Source organism: Neoalteromonas facilis, assembly GCF_002807665.1.
GTDB classification, from domain to species: domain Bacteria; phylum Pseudomonadota; class Gammaproteobacteria; order Enterobacterales; family Alteromonadaceae; genus Alteromonas_E; species Alteromonas_E facilis.
Genome location: NZ_PEAY01000001.1, coordinates 303904 through 325858, shown reverse-complemented (window position 1 = coordinate 325858; position 21955 = coordinate 303904). Strand labels below are relative to the sequence as shown.

At 44.3% G+C, this 21955-nt stretch carries 17 protein-coding genes; 6 read left to right on the top strand and 11 right to left on the bottom strand.

The genetic code is table 11. The annotated features are described in order from the left end of the window. Positions 1–190 precede the first annotated feature (190 nt). Positions 191–2392: a fasciclin domain-containing protein gene (locus CSH93_RS01425; RefSeq protein WP_100641215.1), complete on the top strand. Its 2202-nt coding sequence runs from the start codon at positions 191–193 to the stop codon at positions 2390–2392. Positions 2393–2473: 81 nt separating this feature from the next. Here the strand turns inward: CSH93_RS01425 and CSH93_RS01420 are convergent, their stop codons facing one another. Both CSH93_RS01420 and CSH93_RS01415 read right to left on the bottom strand, forming a co-directional pair. Then, complete coding sequence (locus CSH93_RS01420) at positions 2474–3712, bottom strand: cystathionine gamma-synthase family protein (RefSeq protein WP_100641213.1); 1239 nt, start codon at positions 3710–3712, stop codon at positions 2474–2476. A gap of 3 nt (positions 3713–3715) precedes the next feature. Beyond that, positions 3716–4336, bottom strand: coding sequence for a 1-acyl-sn-glycerol-3-phosphate acyltransferase (locus tag CSH93_RS01415; RefSeq protein ID WP_164078268.1), 621 nt, complete (start codon positions 4334–4336; stop codon positions 3716–3718). Between the two features lie 100 nt (positions 4337–4436). Here CSH93_RS01415 and CSH93_RS01410 point away from each other — a divergent pair, with 100 nt between their 5' ends. Together CSH93_RS01410 and CSH93_RS01405 are read left to right on the top strand one after the other, a co-directional pair. Next, positions 4437–5216: an NRDE family protein gene (locus CSH93_RS01410; protein WP_100641211.1), complete on the top strand. Its 780-nt coding sequence runs from the start codon at positions 4437–4439 to the stop codon at positions 5214–5216. A gap of 94 nt (positions 5217–5310) precedes the next feature. After that, positions 5311–6501 (top strand): amino acid aminotransferase, encoded by a 1191-nt coding sequence (locus CSH93_RS01405; RefSeq protein WP_100641209.1) that lies wholly within the window; start codon positions 5311–5313, stop codon positions 6499–6501. A 9-nt stretch (positions 6502–6510) separates the two neighbouring features. Here CSH93_RS01405 and CSH93_RS01400 read toward each other — a convergent pair whose 3' ends face one another. The 5 genes from CSH93_RS01400 to CSH93_RS01380 are packed head-to-tail and all read right to left on the bottom strand — an operon-like array spanning position 6511 to position 11346. Next, a complete protein-coding gene (locus tag CSH93_RS01400; protein WP_100641207.1) occupies positions 6511–6957 on the bottom strand; it encodes a YaiI/YqxD family protein in 447 nt (148 codons plus the stop codon). Beyond that, a complete protein-coding gene (locus CSH93_RS01395; protein WP_100642303.1) occupies positions 6957–7718 on the bottom strand; it encodes an SDR family oxidoreductase in 762 nt (253 codons plus the stop codon). Before CSH93_RS01395 ends, CSH93_RS01400 begins: the two co-directional genes overlap by 1 nt. Before the next feature lie 20 nt (positions 7719–7738). After that, positions 7739–8497: an SDR family NAD(P)-dependent oxidoreductase gene (locus CSH93_RS01390; protein WP_100641205.1), complete on the bottom strand. Its 759-nt coding sequence runs from the start codon at positions 8495–8497 to the stop codon at positions 7739–7741. Positions 8498–8499: 2 nt separating this feature from the next. Next, positions 8500–9507: an NADP-dependent oxidoreductase gene (locus CSH93_RS01385; protein ID WP_100641203.1), complete on the bottom strand. Its 1008-nt coding sequence runs from the start codon at positions 9505–9507 to the stop codon at positions 8500–8502. Between the two features lie 30 nt (positions 9508–9537). Next, the gene (locus CSH93_RS01380; RefSeq protein ID WP_100641201.1) at positions 9538–11346 is read right to left on the bottom strand and encodes an acyl-CoA dehydrogenase family protein; all 1809 of its coding nucleotides are present in this window, start codon (positions 11344–11346) and stop codon (positions 9538–9540) included. A gap of 66 nt (positions 11347–11412) precedes the next feature. Here CSH93_RS01380 and CSH93_RS01375 point away from each other — a divergent pair, with 66 nt between their 5' ends. Then, on the top strand, positions 11413–12483 hold the full coding sequence (locus CSH93_RS01375; protein ID WP_240615460.1) for a GlxA family transcriptional regulator: 1071 nt from the start codon (positions 11413–11415) through the stop codon (positions 12481–12483). 93 nt (positions 12484–12576) lie between these two features. Next, complete coding sequence (locus CSH93_RS01370) at positions 12577–14880, top strand: TonB-dependent receptor (RefSeq protein WP_100641199.1); 2304 nt, start codon at positions 12577–12579, stop codon at positions 14878–14880. A 65-nt stretch (positions 14881–14945) separates the two neighbouring features. Here the strand turns inward: CSH93_RS01370 and CSH93_RS01365 are convergent, their stop codons facing one another. Then, complete coding sequence (locus tag CSH93_RS01365; RefSeq protein ID WP_100641197.1) at positions 14946–18098, bottom strand: efflux RND transporter permease subunit; 3153 nt, start codon at positions 18096–18098, stop codon at positions 14946–14948. After that, positions 18098–19309 carry an efflux RND transporter periplasmic adaptor subunit gene (locus tag CSH93_RS01360; RefSeq protein WP_100641195.1) on the bottom strand — a complete coding sequence of 404 codons (1212 nt, stop codon included), beginning with the start codon at positions 19307–19309 and terminating at the stop codon, positions 18098–18100. The genes CSH93_RS01365 and CSH93_RS01360 overlap by 1 nt, the downstream gene beginning before the upstream one ends. 341 nt (positions 19310–19650) lie before the next feature. Here CSH93_RS01360 and CSH93_RS01355 point away from each other — a divergent pair, with 341 nt between their 5' ends. Further along, on the top strand, positions 19651–19959 hold the full coding sequence (locus CSH93_RS01355; RefSeq protein WP_100641193.1) for an isoamylase early set domain-containing protein: 309 nt from the start codon (positions 19651–19653) through the stop codon (positions 19957–19959). A gap of 52 nt (positions 19960–20011) precedes the next feature. Here the strand turns inward: CSH93_RS01355 and CSH93_RS01350 are convergent, their stop codons facing one another. Both CSH93_RS01350 and CSH93_RS01345 read right to left on the bottom strand, forming a co-directional pair. Further along, on the bottom strand, positions 20012–20938 hold the full coding sequence (locus tag CSH93_RS01350; RefSeq protein ID WP_100641191.1) for an electron transfer flavoprotein subunit alpha/FixB family protein: 927 nt from the start codon (positions 20936–20938) through the stop codon (positions 20012–20014). Continuing rightward, entirely contained in the window at positions 20935–21687 is a 753-nt protein-coding gene (locus CSH93_RS01345; protein ID WP_100641189.1) for an electron transfer flavoprotein subunit beta/FixA family protein, read from the bottom strand. The genes CSH93_RS01350 and CSH93_RS01345 overlap by 4 nt, the downstream gene beginning before the upstream one ends. Positions 21688–21955 lie beyond the last annotated feature (268 nt).

Sequence of the window (21955 nt, the reverse complement as noted above, 5' to 3'; positions counted from 1 at the left end):
AAAAACACGCTAACCTTCAATCCGCAGCTAGTTGTTGATCCTTCTCCAAACCTTTAGATAATCCGAACAAAGAAAAAAGATCAATCGGATATTTTTTACATTAACACCAAATAAAAGTTGCTAAAGACATCTGATCCTTAGTAAAAATATTACGCGTAGTAATGGGGACTTTTTCACAAGGAAACCGACTATGTACACATATAGATTACTATTGGGAGCCTTTTCTCTTTTGAGTGTAGTAGGCTGTAACTCCGACTCAAATGATTTGCCTCCACCGCCTACTCCACCGACACCACAACCCACTGTCACAACCATCGTTGACGTAGCCGTAGACAATGGTAATTTCACAACGTTAGTTGCAGCCCTTGAAGCCACCGGGCTTGATGCTACGCTAGCTGACCCTGATGCAAGCTTTACCGTCTTCGCACCGACTGACGACGCATTTGCGCTGTTGGGTGATGACACCATTTCAGCGCTGCTGGAAGACACCGATACGCTCTCTAGTATTTTGACATATCATGTTTTGTCCGGCGAAGTGAACGCAGATACAGCGTTAAATGCTGCAGGTTCAACGGTCGAGACGGTTAACGGTTCGAATGTTGCTCTATCGATCACTGACGGGGAGCTATACATCAATCAAGCGCTGGTAACAGCTACAGATATTGTGACCGATAATGGAATTATACACGTTATCGATCGCGTCATAACCCCGCCAGCTGATTCAGGCGATCCAGTAAATAATATCGTTGAAACCGCGATATCCGCCGAAAACTTCACAACATTAGTTGCCGCTTTACAAGCGACATCGCTGGATGCAGCACTGGCTGACGAAACTCAACAATTTACTGTTTTTGCACCTACAGATGATGCTTTCGCTATGTTAGGTGAGGAAACCATCAACACTTTGCTGGAAAACCCCGACATCTTGTCTGATATCTTATTGCAACATGTCGTGTCGGGTGCCGTCGATTCTACAACGGCCTATAGCCTGGTTGGTCAAGAGGCTGAAACACTGTCACTGGCGACGATCCCTGTTGCCTTGAATACAGATACGCGCGCACTCACCTTTGGTGGTGCGAATATCGTGACAACAGATATTTATACTACCAACGGCATTATTCACGTTATTGACACCGTGGTGGTCGCAGATGTTGAAGTGCCAGCGCCAGCACAAAACATTGTCGAAATTGCATCACAAGCCGGCAGTTTTAATACGTTGGTAGCGGCCTTACAAGCAACAGGGTTGGACACGGTTTTGGCTAACGCTGACGCCGAGTTTACGGTGTTTGCTCCAACAGACGCCGCTTTTGAACTATTAGGCCAGGACACAATTACTGCGTTGTTGAATGACACTGAGGCCCTCAGCAATATCCTTCTCAATCATGTAATCGCGGATGCAACCATTTTGCAGGATGCAGCAGTGTCTGTTGCCCAGTCAACCTCGCCATTCGTCACGATGGCAAATGAACAGGAAACTGCGCTATCACTTTCAGGCTCTACCTTGTTTATTAACCAGTCAACAGTTTCTTCTGCCGATATCTTGGCCGAAAATGGCGTGATCCATGTTATTGATCAAGTCATTCTTCCTTTAGCCGAGAAAGGTGAGCCAACCGATACCATTGCCGATGTCGTCGCCGGTAGTCAAGACTTTGAGACACTATTAGCAGCGTTACAAGCGGCCGATCTCGTAGATGTCCTTGCCAATGAAAATGTGACTGCCACCGTATTTGCACCTACCGATTCGGCCTTTGATAAGATTGAAGATGCGGCTTTATCAGCATTACTGAGCGATCAAAGCGCGCTTGCTGGGGTTCTGCTGCAGCATGTGGTAACCAATATAGAAATTAATGCACTGCAAGCATATGCCGCTAATGGCGGAAGCGTCGACACAGCGTCAGGTCAAGACGTAACGGTAGACCTCGTTAACTATACACTTTTTGAAGATACAGATTCATCTGAAGTAGCTTATGACGCCACAAACGAGCGTTTAGTTGGCGGGAAAGCTTCAGCATTAGCGGGCTATACACTTTATGTATTCGATAATGATTTGGGCACTGGTGGTAGCGTTTGTAATGATACTTGTGCAGAAACTTGGCCACCTGTAATCGTATCAGACGGGGATGCGTCACCGCTTGTTGGATTATCCATGATTGAACGTGACGACGGTTCTATGCAGGCAGCCTACCAAGGTAGACCTCTATATTTCTTTAACGGAGATACAACTCCAGGAGAAGCCAATGGTGATGGTGCTAGTGGGTTATGGTGGGCTGTATCGCAACCTCAAGTAGCCCTACGAGTTCAAGGCGCTAACGTAACCACTACCGATATTTACACGGTGAACGGTGTCATTCATGTCATCGATAGCGTTATCACTGAATCACTGTCGAATTAAACTGTAACGTGATTCAAGCAGAATAGAAAAATCAAAAGGCCAGCATAGTAGCTGGCCTTCATCTAAAGCTTTTTAACTTTGCTAAAATTTTTCGAACGCGAGCTTAAAGTCAGCAACCAAATCATCGATATCTTCTATGCCAATAGAAAAGCGGATCAAATTTTCACTGATCCCCATTGCTTTCCTTGCTTCGGCACCATTTTCAAAAAAGATAGTCGAGGCAACCGGCAATGCGAGTGTACGCGTATCACCTAAATGTGTTGCCGATAGCACCAATGAAAGTTGGTTTAGAAAATCAACTGGATCTATGTCGTCGCGCAACTCAATACTTAAAATAGCACCGAAAGTACGGAACTGCTTTCGTGCCAAACCGTGCTGTGGATGACCCGCTAAACCGGGATAATAAACCTCCGATACACAGGGATGAGAGTGCAACCAGGTAGCTAACTGCAGCGCGTTGTCACAGGCTTTATCCATTCGTAATGCCAGTGTTTCAATACCTACAGCTAATCGACCTGCGGATTCAGGCGCCAGTGTGGCCCCCATATCTCGCAAGCCACGTTTTTTAATTTGGGTTATACACCATTGTTGATGGTCATCGCCTTTATAGGCTTCATGAATATTGCCATATGTCCGCCAATCAAATAATCCAGTGTCAACTACAACGCCACCCAACACGTTTCCATGACCGCCGATATACTTAGTAAGCGAACTGACTACCAAGCTTGCACCAACAGCTTTAACATCGAATAAATAAGCTGGTGTCATGGTGTTATCTATAACAAACACCAAACCTTTTTCGGCACAGAATTGACCAATTGCCTCACAATCGCTGACCTGGGTGACAGGGTTAGCAATCGTTTCACAGAACACCATGCGCGTATTTGACTGGCATGCCGCTACCACATTACGAATATCAGTAACATCAACAAACGTCACCTCTACGCCATATGAAGACAGCGTGTTTAAAAAGCTGCGCGTGTTGCCAAATAAATACTGGCTCACAATAATATGATCACCAGCCTTTAGCAGTGATATCAGCGTGCTGCTGATTGCGGCCATACCAGTGGAAAAACACAAAGCCCCTACACCACCTTCAAGATCATTGAGTATGGCTTGAAGTGCATTAACAGATCCCGATGATGAACGAGAGTATACGTGCCCTGCTTTCTTTCCTTGAAAAACATCGACAAGGTCCTGTGCATCTGCATATTCAAACAATACAGATTGGGAGGTAGAACTGTGAACGCCACCTGATTCAGGGGCATTTAAATTGCGGTCAGCATGAACGAGTGTGGTGGTGAATCCTTTGTGAGACAAAACTTATTGCTCCGAAAACCTAACATTATTGGGGTACTTGGCGTGCACTGTACCAAAAAATTGATATACGCGATGCATTTTATCCTCAAAAGTACCATCTGGCGAAATGCTTGGCCCAATAATGATTTTCTTTAACTTAAAATCAAACCCTATCAATACCACTGGAACCTTTGCAGTTTCCGCGATTGCGAGAAAGCCTGTTTTCCATGGGTAGATTGGTGAACGCGTTCCCTCTGGTGCCACTGCAAGTATCATTTCTTCTTTTTGATTGAACTCGTTGACAACCTGTCCCACCACTCCGTGAGCTGAGCGTCGGTCAACTGGCATTCCACCGATGGCTTCCAGTAGTTGTTTAACAACGGGTACAAATATCGTGTGCTTACCAAGAAATCGAATGCGGATACGCAGTGCAAATAATACTGCTACACCTAAAAAGAAATCCCAATTAGACGTATGAGGCGCTACCGCCACCACCATTTTACGAAAATTAGGTAATTCGCCCTGAAATGACCATCCCGTTAACTTCAACAATGTCCTCCCCAACCAACCGGTAAATCGGTTTCCCCCTAAGGGCGGCGGACCTATTAATTGCTTGTCGATTTTAATTTGTTGTTGTGAAGACATAGACATTACTGCTACAAAATAATACGTTGAGTATAACAACAACAATTTTAAGTGGGTGCAAGCGCTTTATGTTGGTGCACCCAACAGACTTTACTGAGCCATGTGTATTCTATTTATCGCAGTCAATAAACACCCTAAGTACCCTCTCATTATAGCAGCCAATCGAGACGAATTTCATAAACGCCCCACACAACAAAGCCAATTCTGGGAATCGGCACCTGATGTCCTAGGGGGTATAGATATGGAGGCTGGCGGGACATGGATGGGGGTTACGCGGCACGGCAAATTGGCCGCATTAACCAATATTCGAGATCCCAATCGAATTAAATCCAACGCAATATCACGTGGCGCATTGGTAGCCGACTTTCTCAAAACTGATGTAACGGTCAGTGACTACTCAAGCCAGATTTCGAAGAGTGTTGACGATTACAACGGATATAACTTGTTATTCGGTGACCTTCCATCAATGGATATCCGCACATTTAATAGCCATTTATCGGAAGAACAACGTTTGGAAACCGGCTTTTATGGCCTATCCAATGCCAGCCTAGACGTTGCTTGGCCTAAAATACAACGTGGTAAAAAAGCACTTGAGCAGTATTGTGAAACTCATAAACAGCTTGATACACAAGCGTTATTTTCAATATTGGCAGATCCTACGCTCGCGGAAGATACTGAGTTACCCAAAACTGGCGTGCCTTTGGAATGGGAGAAACGATTGTCATCCATTTTCATTACTAGCGAGGATTACGGTACACGTGCGAGTACGCTCTTGCTCATGGATAAGCAGATGCATATTTATTGGTATGAAAATAGTTTTGATCAGTATGGCGAAGTTACAGGCTCGCGTGCGTATGACTTTCCACTAGAGAAATCCTAAAAACATGCGTATTTGTTTGGATCGCCACTGGTAAGCAACGCATGCACAATGGCATAATGCGCCGGTTGCCAACTCACTATAAAGAGGACTATTCGTGTTTGAAGTGTTACCCCAATTAGCGCCTGATCCAATTTTGGGCTTATCTGCCGCATTTAAACAAGATCCTAACCCCAATAAAATTGATTTAGGTGTGGGTGTTTATAAGGATGAGCAAGGCAATACACCAATCGTTAAAGCGGTTGCTAAAGCAGCGAAGCAACTTTTAGACACGGAAACCTCAAAAACCTATATCACGCCACAGGGTGTACAAGGTTTCATTGATAATATGCTGAGTTTAATTCTATCAGCGCACAGCCCAGTATTGTTAGCCGATCGCGTTGCGGCTGTACAAGCTCCTGGTGGTTGCGGTGCACTTAGGATCTTGGCGGAATTATTAACACGTGTAGATAAAGATCTGACCGTTTGGGTCAGTGATCCTACCTGGGCAAACCATATCCCGCTTATCGGTAACGCAGGGCTTTCAATTAAAACATACCCTTATTACGACAAAGCCACCGCATCGGTTAAATTTGACGAAATGATCGATGCACTAAAGGCCGTTCCAAAAGGTGATGTTGTCCTGTTCCACGGCTGCTGTCACAACCCAACCGGTGGTGATTTGAATCGTGAACAATGGAATGAAGTGTTGTCTGTGACAGAACAACAAGGTTTCTTGCCATTTTTTGATATCGCCTATCAAGGCTTCGGTGATGGCTTAGAAGACGATGCCTATGCGATTCGTTTGTTTGCTGAACGTTTACCTGAGCTAATTATTGCCGCCTCATGTTCAAAGAACTTTGGTTTGTACCGTGAACGTGTTGGTCTAGCAGCGATTTTGACGCAAGATGCCAAAACTAAGCAAGTTGCGCAGAGTCAAATTCAAAGCGTTGCACGCGGTATTTACTCTATGCCACCAAGCTATGGTGGAGCTCTCGTCGATATTATTTTAAGCGACCAGGGGTTGAAGCAAGAGTGGATTGATGAAGTCGATGCAATGCGTAATCGTATGCAGCAATTGCGCGCACTGTTGGTCAATGCATTACAGGATAAAGGTGCCAATAAAGATTTCTCATTTATTAATGAGCAAAAAGGCATGTTCTCGTATTTGTGTATTTCGCCTGAGCAAGTGCAACAAATGCGTGAGCAAAACAGTGTTTACTTTGTTGACTCTAGCCGTGTGAATATTGCCGGGATCAATCAACACAACGTTGAGCGACTCGCAGACAGCATTATCGCGGTGTTGTAACCATCCTAATCAGGTGGCTCTGGCGAGCCACCTATCTAAAGCATTGGCGAATGCTTGTTTTTCTCTTTGACCATAGGGCTTTTGCCCGCCAGTATGTTCTCCACTTGCTCGCATGGTGTCCATAAAGTCACGCATGTTAAGCTGCGCTCGAATACTACTGCGATCGTACATGTCGCCGCGCGGATTGAGCGCATCAGCACCTTTGCCCAACACTTCTGATGCCAACGGAATATCAGACGTAATAACTAAATCACCAGCAACACAATGCTGTGCAATATAGTCATCAGCAATATCAAAACCCTTTTCCACTACAACGTTTGTAATTTGTTGATCGGGAGGCGTCTTGATACTCTGATTGGCGACCAAAATCACAGCCACCTTGGTTCTACGACTGGCTTTAAACAAAATGTCCCGTGCAATGACGGGACAGGCATCAGCATCAACCCAAATGGTCATTAGGCCAAGAATCCTCCATCAACAATGACTGTCGCTCCGGTGGTATAGCTAGACGCATCAGATACTAAGTACAAAACTGTCCCCGCCATTTCATCTGGTTGAGCAGTTCTGCCCAATGGAATTTGCATTAGTGCAGTTTTCAAAATTTTATCGTTTGTGGTTAACGCTGACGCAAATTTTGTTTCGGTTAAACCCGGTAACAGTGCGTTCACGCGTATATTAAAGCGACCACATTCCTTTGCAAATGATTTTGTCATACTGATCACAGCAGCTTTTGTAATGGAATAAATACCCTGCATGTCACCAGGACGTATACCGTTAACTGATGCAGTGTTTAATATCACACCACCGCCCTGCTCGCGCATCATTTTGCCGGCCTCGATAGACATGAAAAAATAACCACGAATGTTAACATCAACAGTCTTGTTGTAGGCGCCTAAATCGGTATCAAGTATATGACCGAAATACGGGTTAGCCGCTGCGTTATTTACCAGAATATCCAATCGCCCAAAGTCACGCTTAATCGTATTAAATGCGGTTTCAATCTGATCCATTTCGCCCACATGGCAAGCTAAAGCAGTTGCTTTGCCACCATCGGCCACAATGCTATCAGCTACTGTTTTGCAATCATCAAACTTACGGCTTGATACAATGACATGAGCGCCATATTGAGCTAATAACCGCGCGATAGACTCACCAATACCGCGACTTGCACCGGTCACTAACGCGACTTTCCCACTTAAATCAAACAAATTTTGCATATTCATAATCTCTTTATAATTTACGCCAACATACCACCATCAAGCACGACACTTTGCCCTGTCATAAAGCTTGATTCATCGGTAGCTAGCCACGCGATCGCGCTTGCAATCTCTTCTACTTTACCTAAACGTCTCATTGGATTAGCGCCAATAATTGCACGCTGGGCCCTTTCATCGACCTTCTTCAATGTATTTTGCACCATTGGTGTATCAATAAAGCTCGGGCACACGGCATTACAGCGAATGTTCGCTCTCGCGTATTCGACCGCTGCTGCTTTAGTTAACCCCATCACGCCGTGCTTAGCAGCACTGTAAGCTGAAATCATGGGTGAAGAGCGCAAACCCGCCACTGAAGCAATATTGATGATGTGTCCTTTTCCTTGTTTTAGCATTACCGGTATAACGGCCTGCATACAATGCCAAACGCCGGCAAGGTTAATCGCAATGTTGCGGTCAAACGCTGACTGAGGCACCTCATGAAACGGCGCGGGATCGTGATCAACCCCAGCGTTATTGAGAATGACATCAATACCGCCCATCTTTTCAACGCTGAATGCAATAAGCTCTGCAACGGCTTTACTATCAGACACATCGGTCTGGTGAAAAAATGCACTATGGCCCGCATCGTTGATTGACTTAACTAACGCCTCGCCGTCCTTAACATTGATATCACTGACCACAACTGTTGCACCGAGTTGCGCCATCAGCGCAGCAGCACCTTCGCCGATACCTGACGCACCACCAGTTACTACAATACGTTTTCCTGATAATGACTGCATGGTTAATCCTTATGGTCGACTTTTAACACTAATTTGCCAAAGTTTTCGCCTTTAAATAGCATCATCAGTGTTTGTGGGAATTTTTCGAACCCTTCAACCACATGCTCTTTCGCTTTCAATTTGCCTTCTGCAATCCAGCCGGCCATTTCTGCCGCTGCTTTTCCATAGTGTTTCGCATTATCGAATACAACGATACCTTCCATACGCGCACGATTGACGAGTAACGATAGATAGTTTGAGGGCCCTTTAACTGGCGTAGTGTTGTTGTATTGGCTTATTGCGCCACAAATAACAATGCGAGCTTTGAAATTAATCCGGGTCAACACATCATCCAGTATGTCACCGCCGACATTGTCAAAGTAAACGTCAACGCCTTTAGGACATTCGCGTTTTAAGCCTTGCTTGACGTCTTCGTGTTTGTAATCAATAGCGCCATCAAAGCCCAGTTCATTGATCAGATAGTCACATTTATCTTGACCGCCCGCTATGCCTATAACACGGCATCCTTTAATTTTAGCAATTTGACCAACAACAGTCCCAACGGCACCGGCAGCACCGGAGACAACCACGGTTTCACCGGGTTGTGGATTGCCTGTATCTAATATACCGAAATATGCCGTCATACCGGGCATACCTAATACACCCAAGTAACGCTCTAGTGGTGCTAGGCGTGGATCAACCTTGTGGACACCTTTTGTGTCTACAACTGCATACTCTTGGACACCAAAATGCCCATATACAAAATCACCCGCGGCAAAATTAGGATCTGTGGATTCAAGTACCTCGCCAACCGTGCCTGCGCGCATGACCGCACCTATTTGAACCGGTTCAATGTATGACTTTCCATCATTCATCCAACCACGCATAGCCGGATCGAGGGAAATGTAATCAATTCGCACTAAGATTTGATTGTCACCCAAAGCCGGGGTTTCAGAAGTCGACAATGTCCAATTGGATTCATTTGGTTCGCCAATTGGGCGAGATGCTAATAAAAACTGTCTATTTTTCATAATGGTGTCCTTTTTGTTTGCAAGTTTTGTTTAGAAAAAATCGGCTTGCATGTCGTTACAAACTTCGTCGACGTTTAACAATAGTCCGAAGTCTCTTTCAATGAGTGGCAACTCCCAATGAAAGTAATATTCTGCGGCACGTAATTTACCTTCTAAGTAATCCTTACGTTGTTGATTATCTTCAGCAACGGTAGTCATCAGTTGGCTAGCAGTATTGGCCTGGCGCAGCCACATCCAGCTCATCACAACAGAAGAGAAAATATTCATAAAGCATTGTGCATTAGCAATTAACGGTGCTTGACGATCGCTCGCTAGCGTCGTGCCAATATGTTGAATAAGCGCGGGTAAACGGGCCAAATATGGCTGCAATAACGCAACAAGCGCCTGTGTTCGCTCCGTAGTTGCTAATTGCATATCTGTGGCAATGCGCCCTTGCAACGTTTTCAAACCTAGTTGATTATTTTGCCAAAGCTTTCTGGTCATCAAATCTAATGCCTGAATGCCGTTGGTGCCTTCATGGATGGGGTTTAAGCGGTTGTCACGCCAACACTGTTCTACTGGATACTCTCGGGTGTAACCGGCACCACCTAAAATTTGAATCGCTAAATCATTTGCCTTAGGTCCAAACTCAGATGGCCATGCCTTACAAATAGGCGTAAGTAGATCAAGCAATTCTGCGGTTGCCTGTTTTTCGGCTTCATCAGCTAGACTCGCTTTTCCATCCACTAGCAACGAACCATAAAAACACAGCGCCATTCCGCCTTCGGTATAGGCTTTTTGCGCTAATAGCATGCGTTTTACATCACCGTGTTCAATAATGTTAACTGCAGGGTCTTCAGGCTTTGTGAGTGGTGGTTTACGGCCTTGAACGCGATCTTTGGCGTATTCGAGGGAGTAACGATAGCCTCGATAACCAATCATTGCAGCACCAAAACCAACACCAATACGCGCTTCGTTCATCATCATGAACATATAACGTAAACCCTGATGGGGCTCTCCGATCAAGTAGCCATGGCAATCACCATTTTCACCAAATGTGAGTGCCGTTGAAGTTGTACCGCGGTATCCCATTTTGTGGATCAACCCTGCAAGCGTGACATCATTTCGATCACCGACTTGCTCATTTTCATCCAACCTATATTTCGGCACTATAAACAATGAGATCCCTTTCACCCCTGCTGGCCCACCTGGAATTTTAGCTAAAACAAGATGGACAATATTGCTAGAGAGTTCGTGCTCGCCGCCACTGATGTAGATTTTGCTACCTTTGATACGATAGCTTCCATCTTCTGCAGGTGTTGCCGTAGTGCGAATATCCGCAAGCGATGAGCCAGCATGAGGCTCAGTCAATGCCATCGTACCCGTGAACTCACCGGTTAACATGCGCGGCATAAATCGCGCTTTAAGTTCCTCACTGGCGAAATGGCAAATTACGTTCGCAGCGGCAGCAGTTAAAAATGCATAGCCAGTGGAAGACGGGTTCGCCGCCATAAAATAGCTGGCGCATGCGGTCATGACGGTTTCAGGCAGTTGCATACCACCATCATCATAACTGTATCGTCCTGCGATAAAGCCGGCTTCTCGGTATGTATCAAACGCGGTTTTTACTTCCGGGATCATTGACACTTTATTACCGTCAAACTTAGGTTCGTTCTTATCGGCTTCGCTGTTGTGCGGTAAAAACTGCTCTTCTGCAATTTGTTCGGCAATATCCAAAATTGCATCTATTGAGCCTTTGTCGTGATCAGCAAATGGTGCTTGCGTTAACAACTGATTAAGGTCTAGATTTTCATACAACTGAAAATTCAGTTCCTGACGGGGGACTAATAGTTCTGCCATAACTTTCACTCGCTATTGAATTGTTCATAGTGTTGCACGAACAGAATAGGGTTTTAATTGTCTCAAATGACATATTTTTGGTTTATACTGCCACATATTAGTCTTGTTAATATGCGCTACTTACTCACTATTATGGAACATGTAGAAACGATTGCAGCGAAACCCTATCAAGTTGTCATTGTTGGCTTCGACCAAGCACTCGCATCGTCAATTAATGGCGCGATTGACATGTTTTCATTATCCGGCGTTGCCTGGCAGCGCATCTATCAACAACCCATAAAAAAATTATTTAATGTGCAATTAGCAAGTCTTGATGGCGGTTTAGTGCGTTGTATCAACAATAATCAGTTGATCGCACATACATCACTGGATCAAATACAACATGCTGACATTGTGATGGTGCCAACTATTGGTGGAAATATTCCACAAGTATTAGAACAAACGCGCGGTATTTTGCCCCATTTAATAAGGCTCTATCGGGCTGGAAGTGACCTTGCGAGCAACTGTACAGGCGCATTTTTACTCGCCAATGCGGGGTTACTTGAGGGACGAATGGCCACTACTCATTGGGGGTACGCTGAACTCTTTTCCACTATGTTCCCAAAAGTAAACCTGATGCCCAACCAATTGATTACTGAAGACAATCAAATATTCTGCGCTGGTGGTGGTATGGCATGGTATGACCTCGCTCTGCGATTAATTGAACGTTATTACGATCACAAGGTAGCTGCTGATACCGCGCGTGCACACGTAATAGAGTTTGCAAGAGGTCAGCAAGCAGCCTACGCACCTTTAGGACGTAAAAAATTTCACCACGACAGTGATATATCAAAGTTGCAGGATTGGATAGACAGGCATTTCTTCCAACCTATTGGTATCGACGAGATGGCTGAACAGGTTTCACTGTCGAGCCGCACTCTCAATCGGCGTTTCAAAGCTGCAACCCAGCAAACCCCACAGCAATATCTTCAACATGTGCGTATTGAACAAGCCAAACGGTTGCTCATCAATTCTGATCAGGCCATATCCAGTGTAGTTCAGGAAATTGGCTATGAAGATATCAGTTCTTTTACGCGCTTGTTTAAACGAGTTACCGGTTTCTCTCCTGGCTATTACCGAAAACGCTTTAGACGATAAATTTATTCTGGAACAAGATTTTAGATAACTGCTAAAATAATAATGCTTACTAAAGCACACCCGAATTTAACTCCCATTCTTGGTGAACACACAATGAAAACAATGACTAAAGCGCCAATTGCGCTTGCCGTATGTTGCGCATTAGGTAGCACTGTGGCTATCGCACAAACGGCAGAAGAAAAAGAAAATGCAATCTTAGAGAAAATTACGGTAACCGCTCAAAAGCGTACCCAATCGATCCAAGAAGTGCCTATTTCTATCGCGACGCTCAATGGTGAACGTTTCGAAGCGCTTTTCTCTGGTGGTGAAGATATTCTAGCTTTGGCTGTACGAGTACCTGGCCTATACGCTGAATCGTCTAATGGTCGTGTAGCGCCACGTTTCTACATGCGTGGATTAGGTAATACTGACTTCGATTTGGCAGCATCACAACCTGTGTCCATCGTGATGGATGATGTGGTAATGGAAAATGTTGTATTAAAAAGCTTTCCTTTATTTGATGTTCAACAAGTTGAAGTGATCCGTGGTCCACAAGGTACATTGTTCGGACGTAACACGACGGCTGGTATTGTGAAATTTGATACTGTTAAGCCAACACAAGATTTTGATGGTTATACCAAGTTTGGATTTGGCTCTTACGGCACCATCAATCTAGAAGCAGCAGCTGGCGGTGCAATTAATGATGATTGGTCTGGCCGTATTTCTATATTGTCTCAAGATCGTGATGACTACATCGACAATGCGTACACCAACCAAAAAGATGCACTTGGCGGCTATGATGAAAAAGCATGGCGTGCACAGCTCCTGTATCAACCAAGTGACGATTTTTCTGCGTTATTGAACGTACACGGGCGCAATTTAGAAGGCACTGCATCAATTTTCCGCGCCAATATTTTCAACAAAGGCTCTAACGATCTAAATCAAAACTATGACCGTGATGTCGTTTGGTACAACGGTGACTTAACGGGTGATGGTACTGACAACAACCCACAAGAATACCGTAACTTTGGCACGTCATTGAAATTAGAATATGACGCAGGTGATTACACCATCACTTCAATTTCTGCACTGGAAACAGCTGACGGTTATAGTTTAGGTGACATTGATGGCGGCGTTGCCCTATTCGCGCCTGCCGATATTAATGGCGACGGAACAGAAGAACTTACCTACCCTGGCTTCATCGCATTTGATGCAGTAACACAGGATGATCTTAAAGATCTCGAACAGTTTACCCAAGAAATCCGTTTTGCCAGTGATACTAGTGATGCGTTAAGTTGGCAAGCAGGCGCGTTTTTCTTCGATTCATCGTTTAGCGTTACCAGTATCGATGGTTATTTTGGTGCAACCACGGTTACACATGAAAACACGACATGGGCTATTTTTGCGCAGACGTCCTATCAGGTTAACGAAAAGCTGAATATTACCGGTGGTGTGCGTTATACGCGTGATGACAAATCATTAGTCGTTGGCGATCAAAACGTAAATGGTTTTGCATTGATTACAGGTGATGCACAAATTCAAGATTACGATCCAATTGACGTAGATGACGGTCAAGTTAGTTTCGAGCTTAGCGCGAACTATAAACTGACTGACAATACATCAGTATTTGCGCGCTTAGCGAATGGTTTCCGAGCACAAACGATTCAAGGTCGTGATGTTGCGTTTGAAGGCTCGCCGAGTGTTGCTGATGCTGAAACAATTAATTCGATTGAAGGTGGTTTCAAGTCGGATTTACTAGACGATTCGTTACGCCTAAATGCAGCCGTTTATTACTATGAAATCGACGATATGCAATTCTCTGCTATCGGCGGTGGTAATAACTTCACGTCATTGGTCAATGCTGATAATGGTGTCGGTTATGGATTTGAAGTAGACGCGCAATGGTTGGCGACTGATGAGTTAACGCTTACAGCAGGTTACAGCTATAACTATACTGAAATTCAAGACGACTCACTGACAGTGCTGCCATGTGGAGCAAACCCAGCCTTCGGTGCTACCGGAAATTGTACAGTTTTGGATCCCCGTCCAGATGGTTTCAGAGCGTCTATTGACGGAAACCCATTCCCTCAAGCACCTGAAACAATTTTTAACTTCACCGCACGTTATGCCATTCCATTTGGCGATGACGGTGAGTTATTCGTGTTTACTGATTGGGCCTTCCAGGGCGAAACCAACTTATTCTTGTACGACTCTGTTGAGTTTACGACGGATGATAACTTTGAAGGCGGTCTTCGTATCGGATACGAAAATTATGCCGAAGGGTTTCAGGTTGCTTTATTTGGTCGCAACATTACCGATGAAGATAATGTAAAAGCTGCTGTCGATTTTAACAACCTAACCGGTATCGTTAATGAACCACGGGTGTGGGGTGTAGAAGCGAAATTCACCTTCTATTAAACACTTTGCAGTAATAAAAAAGCCGCGATATTCGCGGCTTTTTTTATGCGTAACGACACGACTACTTATTTTGCAATCGCCACATTATTGTCTTCAGACTCCGGTAGCGGTTTTTTCCGTTTTAAAACCTTTTTGAGATCATCAAGAATGATATACAGAGCCGGCACCAACAAAAGCGTGATCACCGTTGCAAACAAAATTCCAAACGCTAACGAGATAGCCATTGGGATCACCACTTGCGCTTGTAAACTACGCTCAAAAATTATTGGCAGTAAGCCCATGAATGTCGTTAATGACGTCAAAATAATCGCCCTAAAGCGCTGTGTACCAGCTTCAATCGCAGCATTTATTAGAGAGTGTCCTTCTTTACGTGCTCTATTAACAAAATCAACCATGATCAAACTGTCGTTTACTACAACACCAGATAACGCAATGATCCCGCATATTGATAACACGCTTACCGCCTGCCCCAGCAGTAGGTGACCGACAATAGCGCCCACGATGCCAAACGGTATAACCGACATGATGATAAGGGGTTGTGAATAGCTGCGTAACGGAATAGCCAGCAATGCATATATTGCGAACATCGCAAATAGCATACCTTTCAACAATGAAAACGTTGCTTCTTGCTGTTCACGTGAATTCCCTTGTAACTTAAAGTCTACATGCGGGTAGCGTTGCAATAGGTCAGGAATAACGTTACTGGTGACTTCATTGACCACTTCACCTGGCTCAAGAATCGCTTTATCAACCTTAGCGCTTACGGTTACAGAGCGAAAACCGTCCACACGAATGATAGAATCAAACCCCTGACCGAGCTCAATGTCAGCGACTTGTTTGAATGGCACTTCTTCTCCCATTGGCGTGCGGACCCGCATACTTTCAAGGTGACCAACTGACGTACGCTCTTCTTTAGGGTATCTCACCATTACGCGTACTTCTTCGTCATCACGTTGAACTCTTTGCGCTTCAGCACCATAAAACCCAAAACGCACTTGCTGTGCAAGTTGTTGCAGAGTGATGCCTAACGCCTGTGCTTCTGGGCGAATATCCAATTTAATTTCATCCGCACCTCCACTGAAGGTGTCATTGATATCCGTAACGCCGTCGTAGCCTTCTAAATATTTCTTCAAATCAAGGCTTATCGCACGCAATTCTTCGATATTGGCAGAATTAAATTCAAAACTGAGATCTGAACCACCACCTGGACCGCCAGGCGATCCCACACTAAATGTTTTAACACCCGGTATCTCAGGTACATATTTTCGCCAAATATCATGGATCTCAAAATCGGTTAGGTCGCGCGTTTCACCTTTTGTTAGCTCAACAAAAATCTGACCTGCCAACGGTCCATTATCAAATGCGATTGAATGCTTAACGACGCCTTCGCCGTAGTTTTCACGCACTTCCTCATCCATTTTATGCATTGCTGCGATCATTTCATTGATGGCTGAATCACGCGCAGCAAGCGATGAACCTGGCTGTAATTCAACAGACGCCAACATAAAATCGCTGGGGATGTTGGGGAAAAAGACAAAACGGACAAAACCACCACCAAACAAGCCCACCGTTAAGATAAGCATGGCAAAGAAGGTGGCTAATGTGGTGTATCGGTTTTTAACTGACTTAATCAAAAATGGTGCATAGATATTTTTAACGAAATCCTTAATACCCTCACTGAAGAAATCCCTAAAACGTTGGAATCGGTTGGCTTTAGCACTGTCATAGGGTTTCAGCTTCATATGCACTAAGTGAGCAGGCAATATTAACTTTGACTCTATGAGTGAGAAGGCCAAACAAATAATCACCACCAAGCCAATGGTCTTCCAAATAATGCCAAATACCCCTGTAACCATGAGCATTGGTGTGAATGCCGCAATAGTTGTCAAAACACCGAATGTCGCAGGCATAGCGACCTTTTTAACTCCCGCGATGACGTTCTCGGCGTTGTGGCCTTTTTTGTCAATCTCGCTGTAGGCGGATTCCCCCATAATGATGGCATCATCAACCACGATCCCCAGTACCAGAATAAAGGCAAACAAACTCAGCATATTGATTGATACATTGACACTATCCAACGACATCACAAGCAATGTCCCGAGAAAACACACGGGTAGTCCAACGATGACCCAAAATGCTAGTTTGATCTTAAGGAAAAGCGATAACACGATGAAAACTAATATCGCCCCCATCAACATATTCGACAGCATCATGTTTAGGCGGTCAGCTAGATAAAACGAACTATCGCCCCAAGAGTCAGCTTGAATATTAGCCGGGAAGCCAGCACGGTTTTTATCTAGAAAACGATTAACCTCTTCAGAAATTTTGAGCGCATTCTGATCACCAACAGCCCGTACTCGTATACTGACAGCTGGCTTACCATCAAATAACGCATATTGGTTGTTCTCTACAAAACCATCATCTATGGTCGCAATATCACCCAATAATAGCCGCGTACCGTCCTCTCGCGTCGATAGCACGATCTGAGCGAAGTCCCAGCCATTATAAGCTTGACCATTGGTACGTAATAAAATGTCGCCATTTTCTGATTTGATAGCCCCACCCGGTAAATCTATCGATGACTGCCTTACCGCTGTCACCACATCAGTAAACGTCAGCTGATATTCCTGTAGGCGTTGCTCCGAGAGCTCGATGGATATTTCATAATCCCTATCGCCGACTACCGAAACATTGGATATTCCCGGTAAGTTAGCGATTTGATCACGTAGGTCTTTGGCAAATTCCTTTAGCTCACGTTCGCTGGCATCGCCATACACAGAAACCCAAATAACGTCCTGCTGCGCTTTTAAACGATAAACAACTGGCTTTTCAGTGTTGGCAGGAAAGCTTGGGATTGCATCAACTTGCGCTTTAACCTCATCGAGCAATATTTGTGTGTCATACTCGTCTTCTACTTCGATGTTGACACTGGCCATCCCTTCAACCGCGGTTGATGTAATCTTTTTGATGCCATCGAGATCTTTTATCGCTTCTTCGACCTTTAAAATAACGCCTTCTTCAACTTCTTGAGGCGCCGCACCAAGGTATGGCACGCGCACTTGTACAATATTCAGTTCAAAACTGGGAAACACCTGCTTTTGAATCGAATACGCGCCAAAAAAGCCACCAACGATCAAAATGAACATCAATAGATTCGCCGCGACACTATTTCGTGCAAACCAAGCAATAACGCCTGAATGAGTATCAATTCTAGACATTAGTCTTCACCTCTTTGTGCGATGGTATCCGTTTCATCGCTGATATCTTGTTCAGACTTTGATGGTGTGTCTTCATCCGTCGATAATCGAACTGGCATCCCGTTATAGGGGTTAGGGATCGCGCTATAAGCGACTTTATCTGAACTATCTAATCCACTACTGATATACACGAACTTCTCATCTGCGCGCATCACCTCTACAGGACGAATAGCAACTTTGTTATCCGGCGTAATAACCACAACAGAGCCATCGAGACGTAAAGTATGGCGCGGTAAAACAACCAAACCATCGGCGCTATTACCCTTGATGGTGGCATTGACGAATTGGCCAAATCGTATTGGCAAACCATTGCGCTCGCCTTTGACTAAGTAAGGGTCGTTTATTTCAACTACCGCATATACAACTCGCGCACGCTGATCTAACACGCCTTCACTGCGCACGACTTCCCCTTGCCAACTGGCCATCTTACCGGCAACGACGGCTGATAACGTGGCCGGTTCATGTGCTTTGTTTAAATCCAAGAACGCTAAGTCACTGTCCGTCAATGGCAGACGTACCTCAGCGGTATCAGTCGAATAAATTTCACCTAAATTGGCCGCTGTCGTAATAAACTGACCTAAATCGACGTTACGAGCGACGACCATACCGTCATATGGCGCTCGGATCTGTGTTCTAGCTAAATTTCGTTTAGCTCTTTCTAATTGAGCTTCGGCAGCCTTAACATTCGCTTGCTCGCGCGCGAGTTGAGGTTTACGCAGTCCGAGTTCTGGCGGCGTAGTGTTATTCACTGAGCGCCACTCTTGCTCAGCTACACGCCCCCTCGCTATCTCTTCCTGTAAAGCCGCTTGGTTGCGAGCTAATTCCGCTTCAGCAAGTTTAACGTCGGTTAAAAAATCATCTTTTTCCAATTCAACCAGTACGTCTCCCTTACTAAAGAAACCGCCTTCAACAAATTTTTCAGATATTGCCGTTACCCTGCCAGACACTTGAGCAGTCACTATCGTTTGGTTTTTGGGTACAACATTGCCCTGAGTTTTCACCTCGAATGTAACTTGTTCAAACTGAATAGGTTGCGCTTCAACCAAAATAGCTTGCTCTTCTACTTCCTTCTTTTCGGGTGGCTTACGAGACATCACCATTACCGCTGCAACCGCAACAGCGATGAAAATGATAATAATGGGAATACCTGTTTTACGAAGTGAATTACTCATTGTGTTCCTTAAACAAAGAATTTCAGGGGCTTCATACCTAGTTTAACGCACTTAGTCACTTTATTTTGCGAATAGTTTGTTAATAATTATTTCAATATACTGTGCAACGCTATCGGCATCTTACTCATAAACAAAACGTAAAATCACAGCTTTAGATCAATACTATCCCCCTTCGAAACGATCAATTGTAAACATTTGGTTAAGACTAAAATTTGACATCGCCAATTGTGTAATTATTAAACGTTTCGTTCACAATAACGTAACAAAATAATGCTTGTTTTGTTCATTTTTTGCACTTATTTTGTAATTAAATTACATTTTTAGTCTAATGAGGACATAACATGAGTATCAAAAAGCAGTTTTTAAAATCAAAGCCTGTTTGCAAGGTAACCTTTAAAGTGAGTAAAGCTGAAGCAAAAGCTGCAGACACTGTGCGTTTAGTTGGGGAGTTCAATGATTGGGACACTAGCGTTGAACCGATGAAAAAACTAAAAGATGGAAGCTTCACGCAAACGCTTAATTTAGAGACCAACAAGGCACACCAGTTTCGCTATTTACTGAATGATGCCGAGTGGGAAAATGATTGGAATGCAGATTCATATGTTCCAAGTCAATTTGGTTTTGACGATAACTCGGTAGTTGCTTTATAAAAAAAAGGCTTGCACTTGGTGCAAGCCTTTTCGTTTTAACCTATAAGGATAATTAAAGCGCTTGCTCTAATTCGGGCAACACTTCAAACAAGTCACCAACGAGTCCGTAATCGGCCACTTGGAAAATTGGCGCTTCTTCATCCTTATTGATGGCAACAATGACTTTAGAGTCTTTCATACCAGCCAAATGTTGGATAGCACCCGATATGCCTACTGCAATGTAAAGCTGCGGTGCAACGATCTTACCCGTTTGGCCAACCTGCATATCGTTTGGCACGAAACCAGCGTCTACAGCGGCTCGTGAAGCCCCAATAGCAGCACCTAACTTATCTGCGATGCCTTCTAATAACGAGAAATTCTCGCCATTTTGCATGCCTCGACCACCTGAGATAACCACTTCAGCTGCGGTTAATTCAGGACGTTCTGATTCTGTTAACTCTGCAGAAACGAACGCTGATTTTGATAACTCAACCACGTCAGCTACAGACTCAACGCTTGCCGAACCATCTGTTCCAGCCGCATCAAATGCAGACGCTCGAACAGTGAGCACCTTCACAGAATCAGTTGATTGCACAGTTGCGATTGCATTACCCGCATAAATTGGACGAACAAACGTATCTGATGATTCTACTTCAATAACATCTGAAATCTGCGCCACGTCTAACAATGCAGCCACTCGTGGCATAAAATTTTTGCCTGTCGTTGTCGCTGCTGAAACGATGTGCGTATAGCCATCTGATAATTTGACGACCAAATCCGCAATATTTTCCGCTAATTGATGCTCATAAGCAGCGTTATCAGCAACCAGTACCTTGGCGACACCAGAGATATTTGCAGCTGCGTCAACAACTGATTGGCAACCGGCTCCTGCTACGAGGATATTGATTTCGCCGCCTAATTTAGTCGCCGCGTGAACCAGCTTATGGGTTTCTGCTTTTAAGCTGCTGTTATCATGTTCTGCGTATACTAAAATACTCATGAGATCACCTTTGCTTCATTCTTTAACTTACTGACTAATTCAGCTACGTCTGCCACTTTAACGCCACCCTCTCGTACCGGCGGCGGTGTTACTTTTAACGTTTTAACATTAGACGTCAGTGAAACACCTAATTCTGCTGCTTCAACTACATCCAGAGGTTTACGCTTCGCTTTCATGATATTTGGCAGAGAAGCATAACGAGGCTCATTTAAGCGCAAGTCAGTTGTCACAACAGCAGGAAGATTAAGCTTAACTGTTTGAAGACCGCCATCGATTTCACGCGTAACGTTTACACTACCATCTTCTACAGCAACTTCTGACGCAAATGTGCCTTGTGGCATACCCGTAAGCGCAGCCAACATTTGACCTGTTTGATTGTTGTCCGAATCGATAGATTGTTTACCCAAGATAACCAATTGCGGCTCTTCTTTCTCTACAATTTTTTGCAATAGTTTTGCTACTTGCAACGAATCTAAAGATTCACCTGTTTCAATTTGAATACCACGGTCAGCACCCAGTGCTAATGCAGTTCTGATTTGCTCTTGGCAGGCTTTATCGCCGATTGATACGACAACAATCTCTGAAGCAACGCCTTTTTCTTTTAAACGAACCGCTTCTTCTACCGCGATCTCACAGAAAGGGTTGATCGACATTTTCGCGTTTGTTAAATCTACTGCGCTATTGTCTGGCTTTACACGTACTTTAACGTTGTAATCGATAGCGCGCTTTACCGCTACTAATACTTTCATTTTCACCTCGATGAATGGGCTTTAAACCTGCCCTGCTTAGTATAATGACGTATGCAGGGATGAAAATTGGCGTCAATGTACTTACTGTTGACGTAAACGTCAACCGCATTTACCCTGCAACACAATGCGTAATTTACCTGTTTTTGGCCTATTAAATTATTTGTTTAATCAATAATTCACTATAACGGCCTTTAAGAATAATATTAGCGGGTAAATAACAGAATGTCCCACAACAACCTACAACAATTAGGAGCTCGCCGTGGAAAGA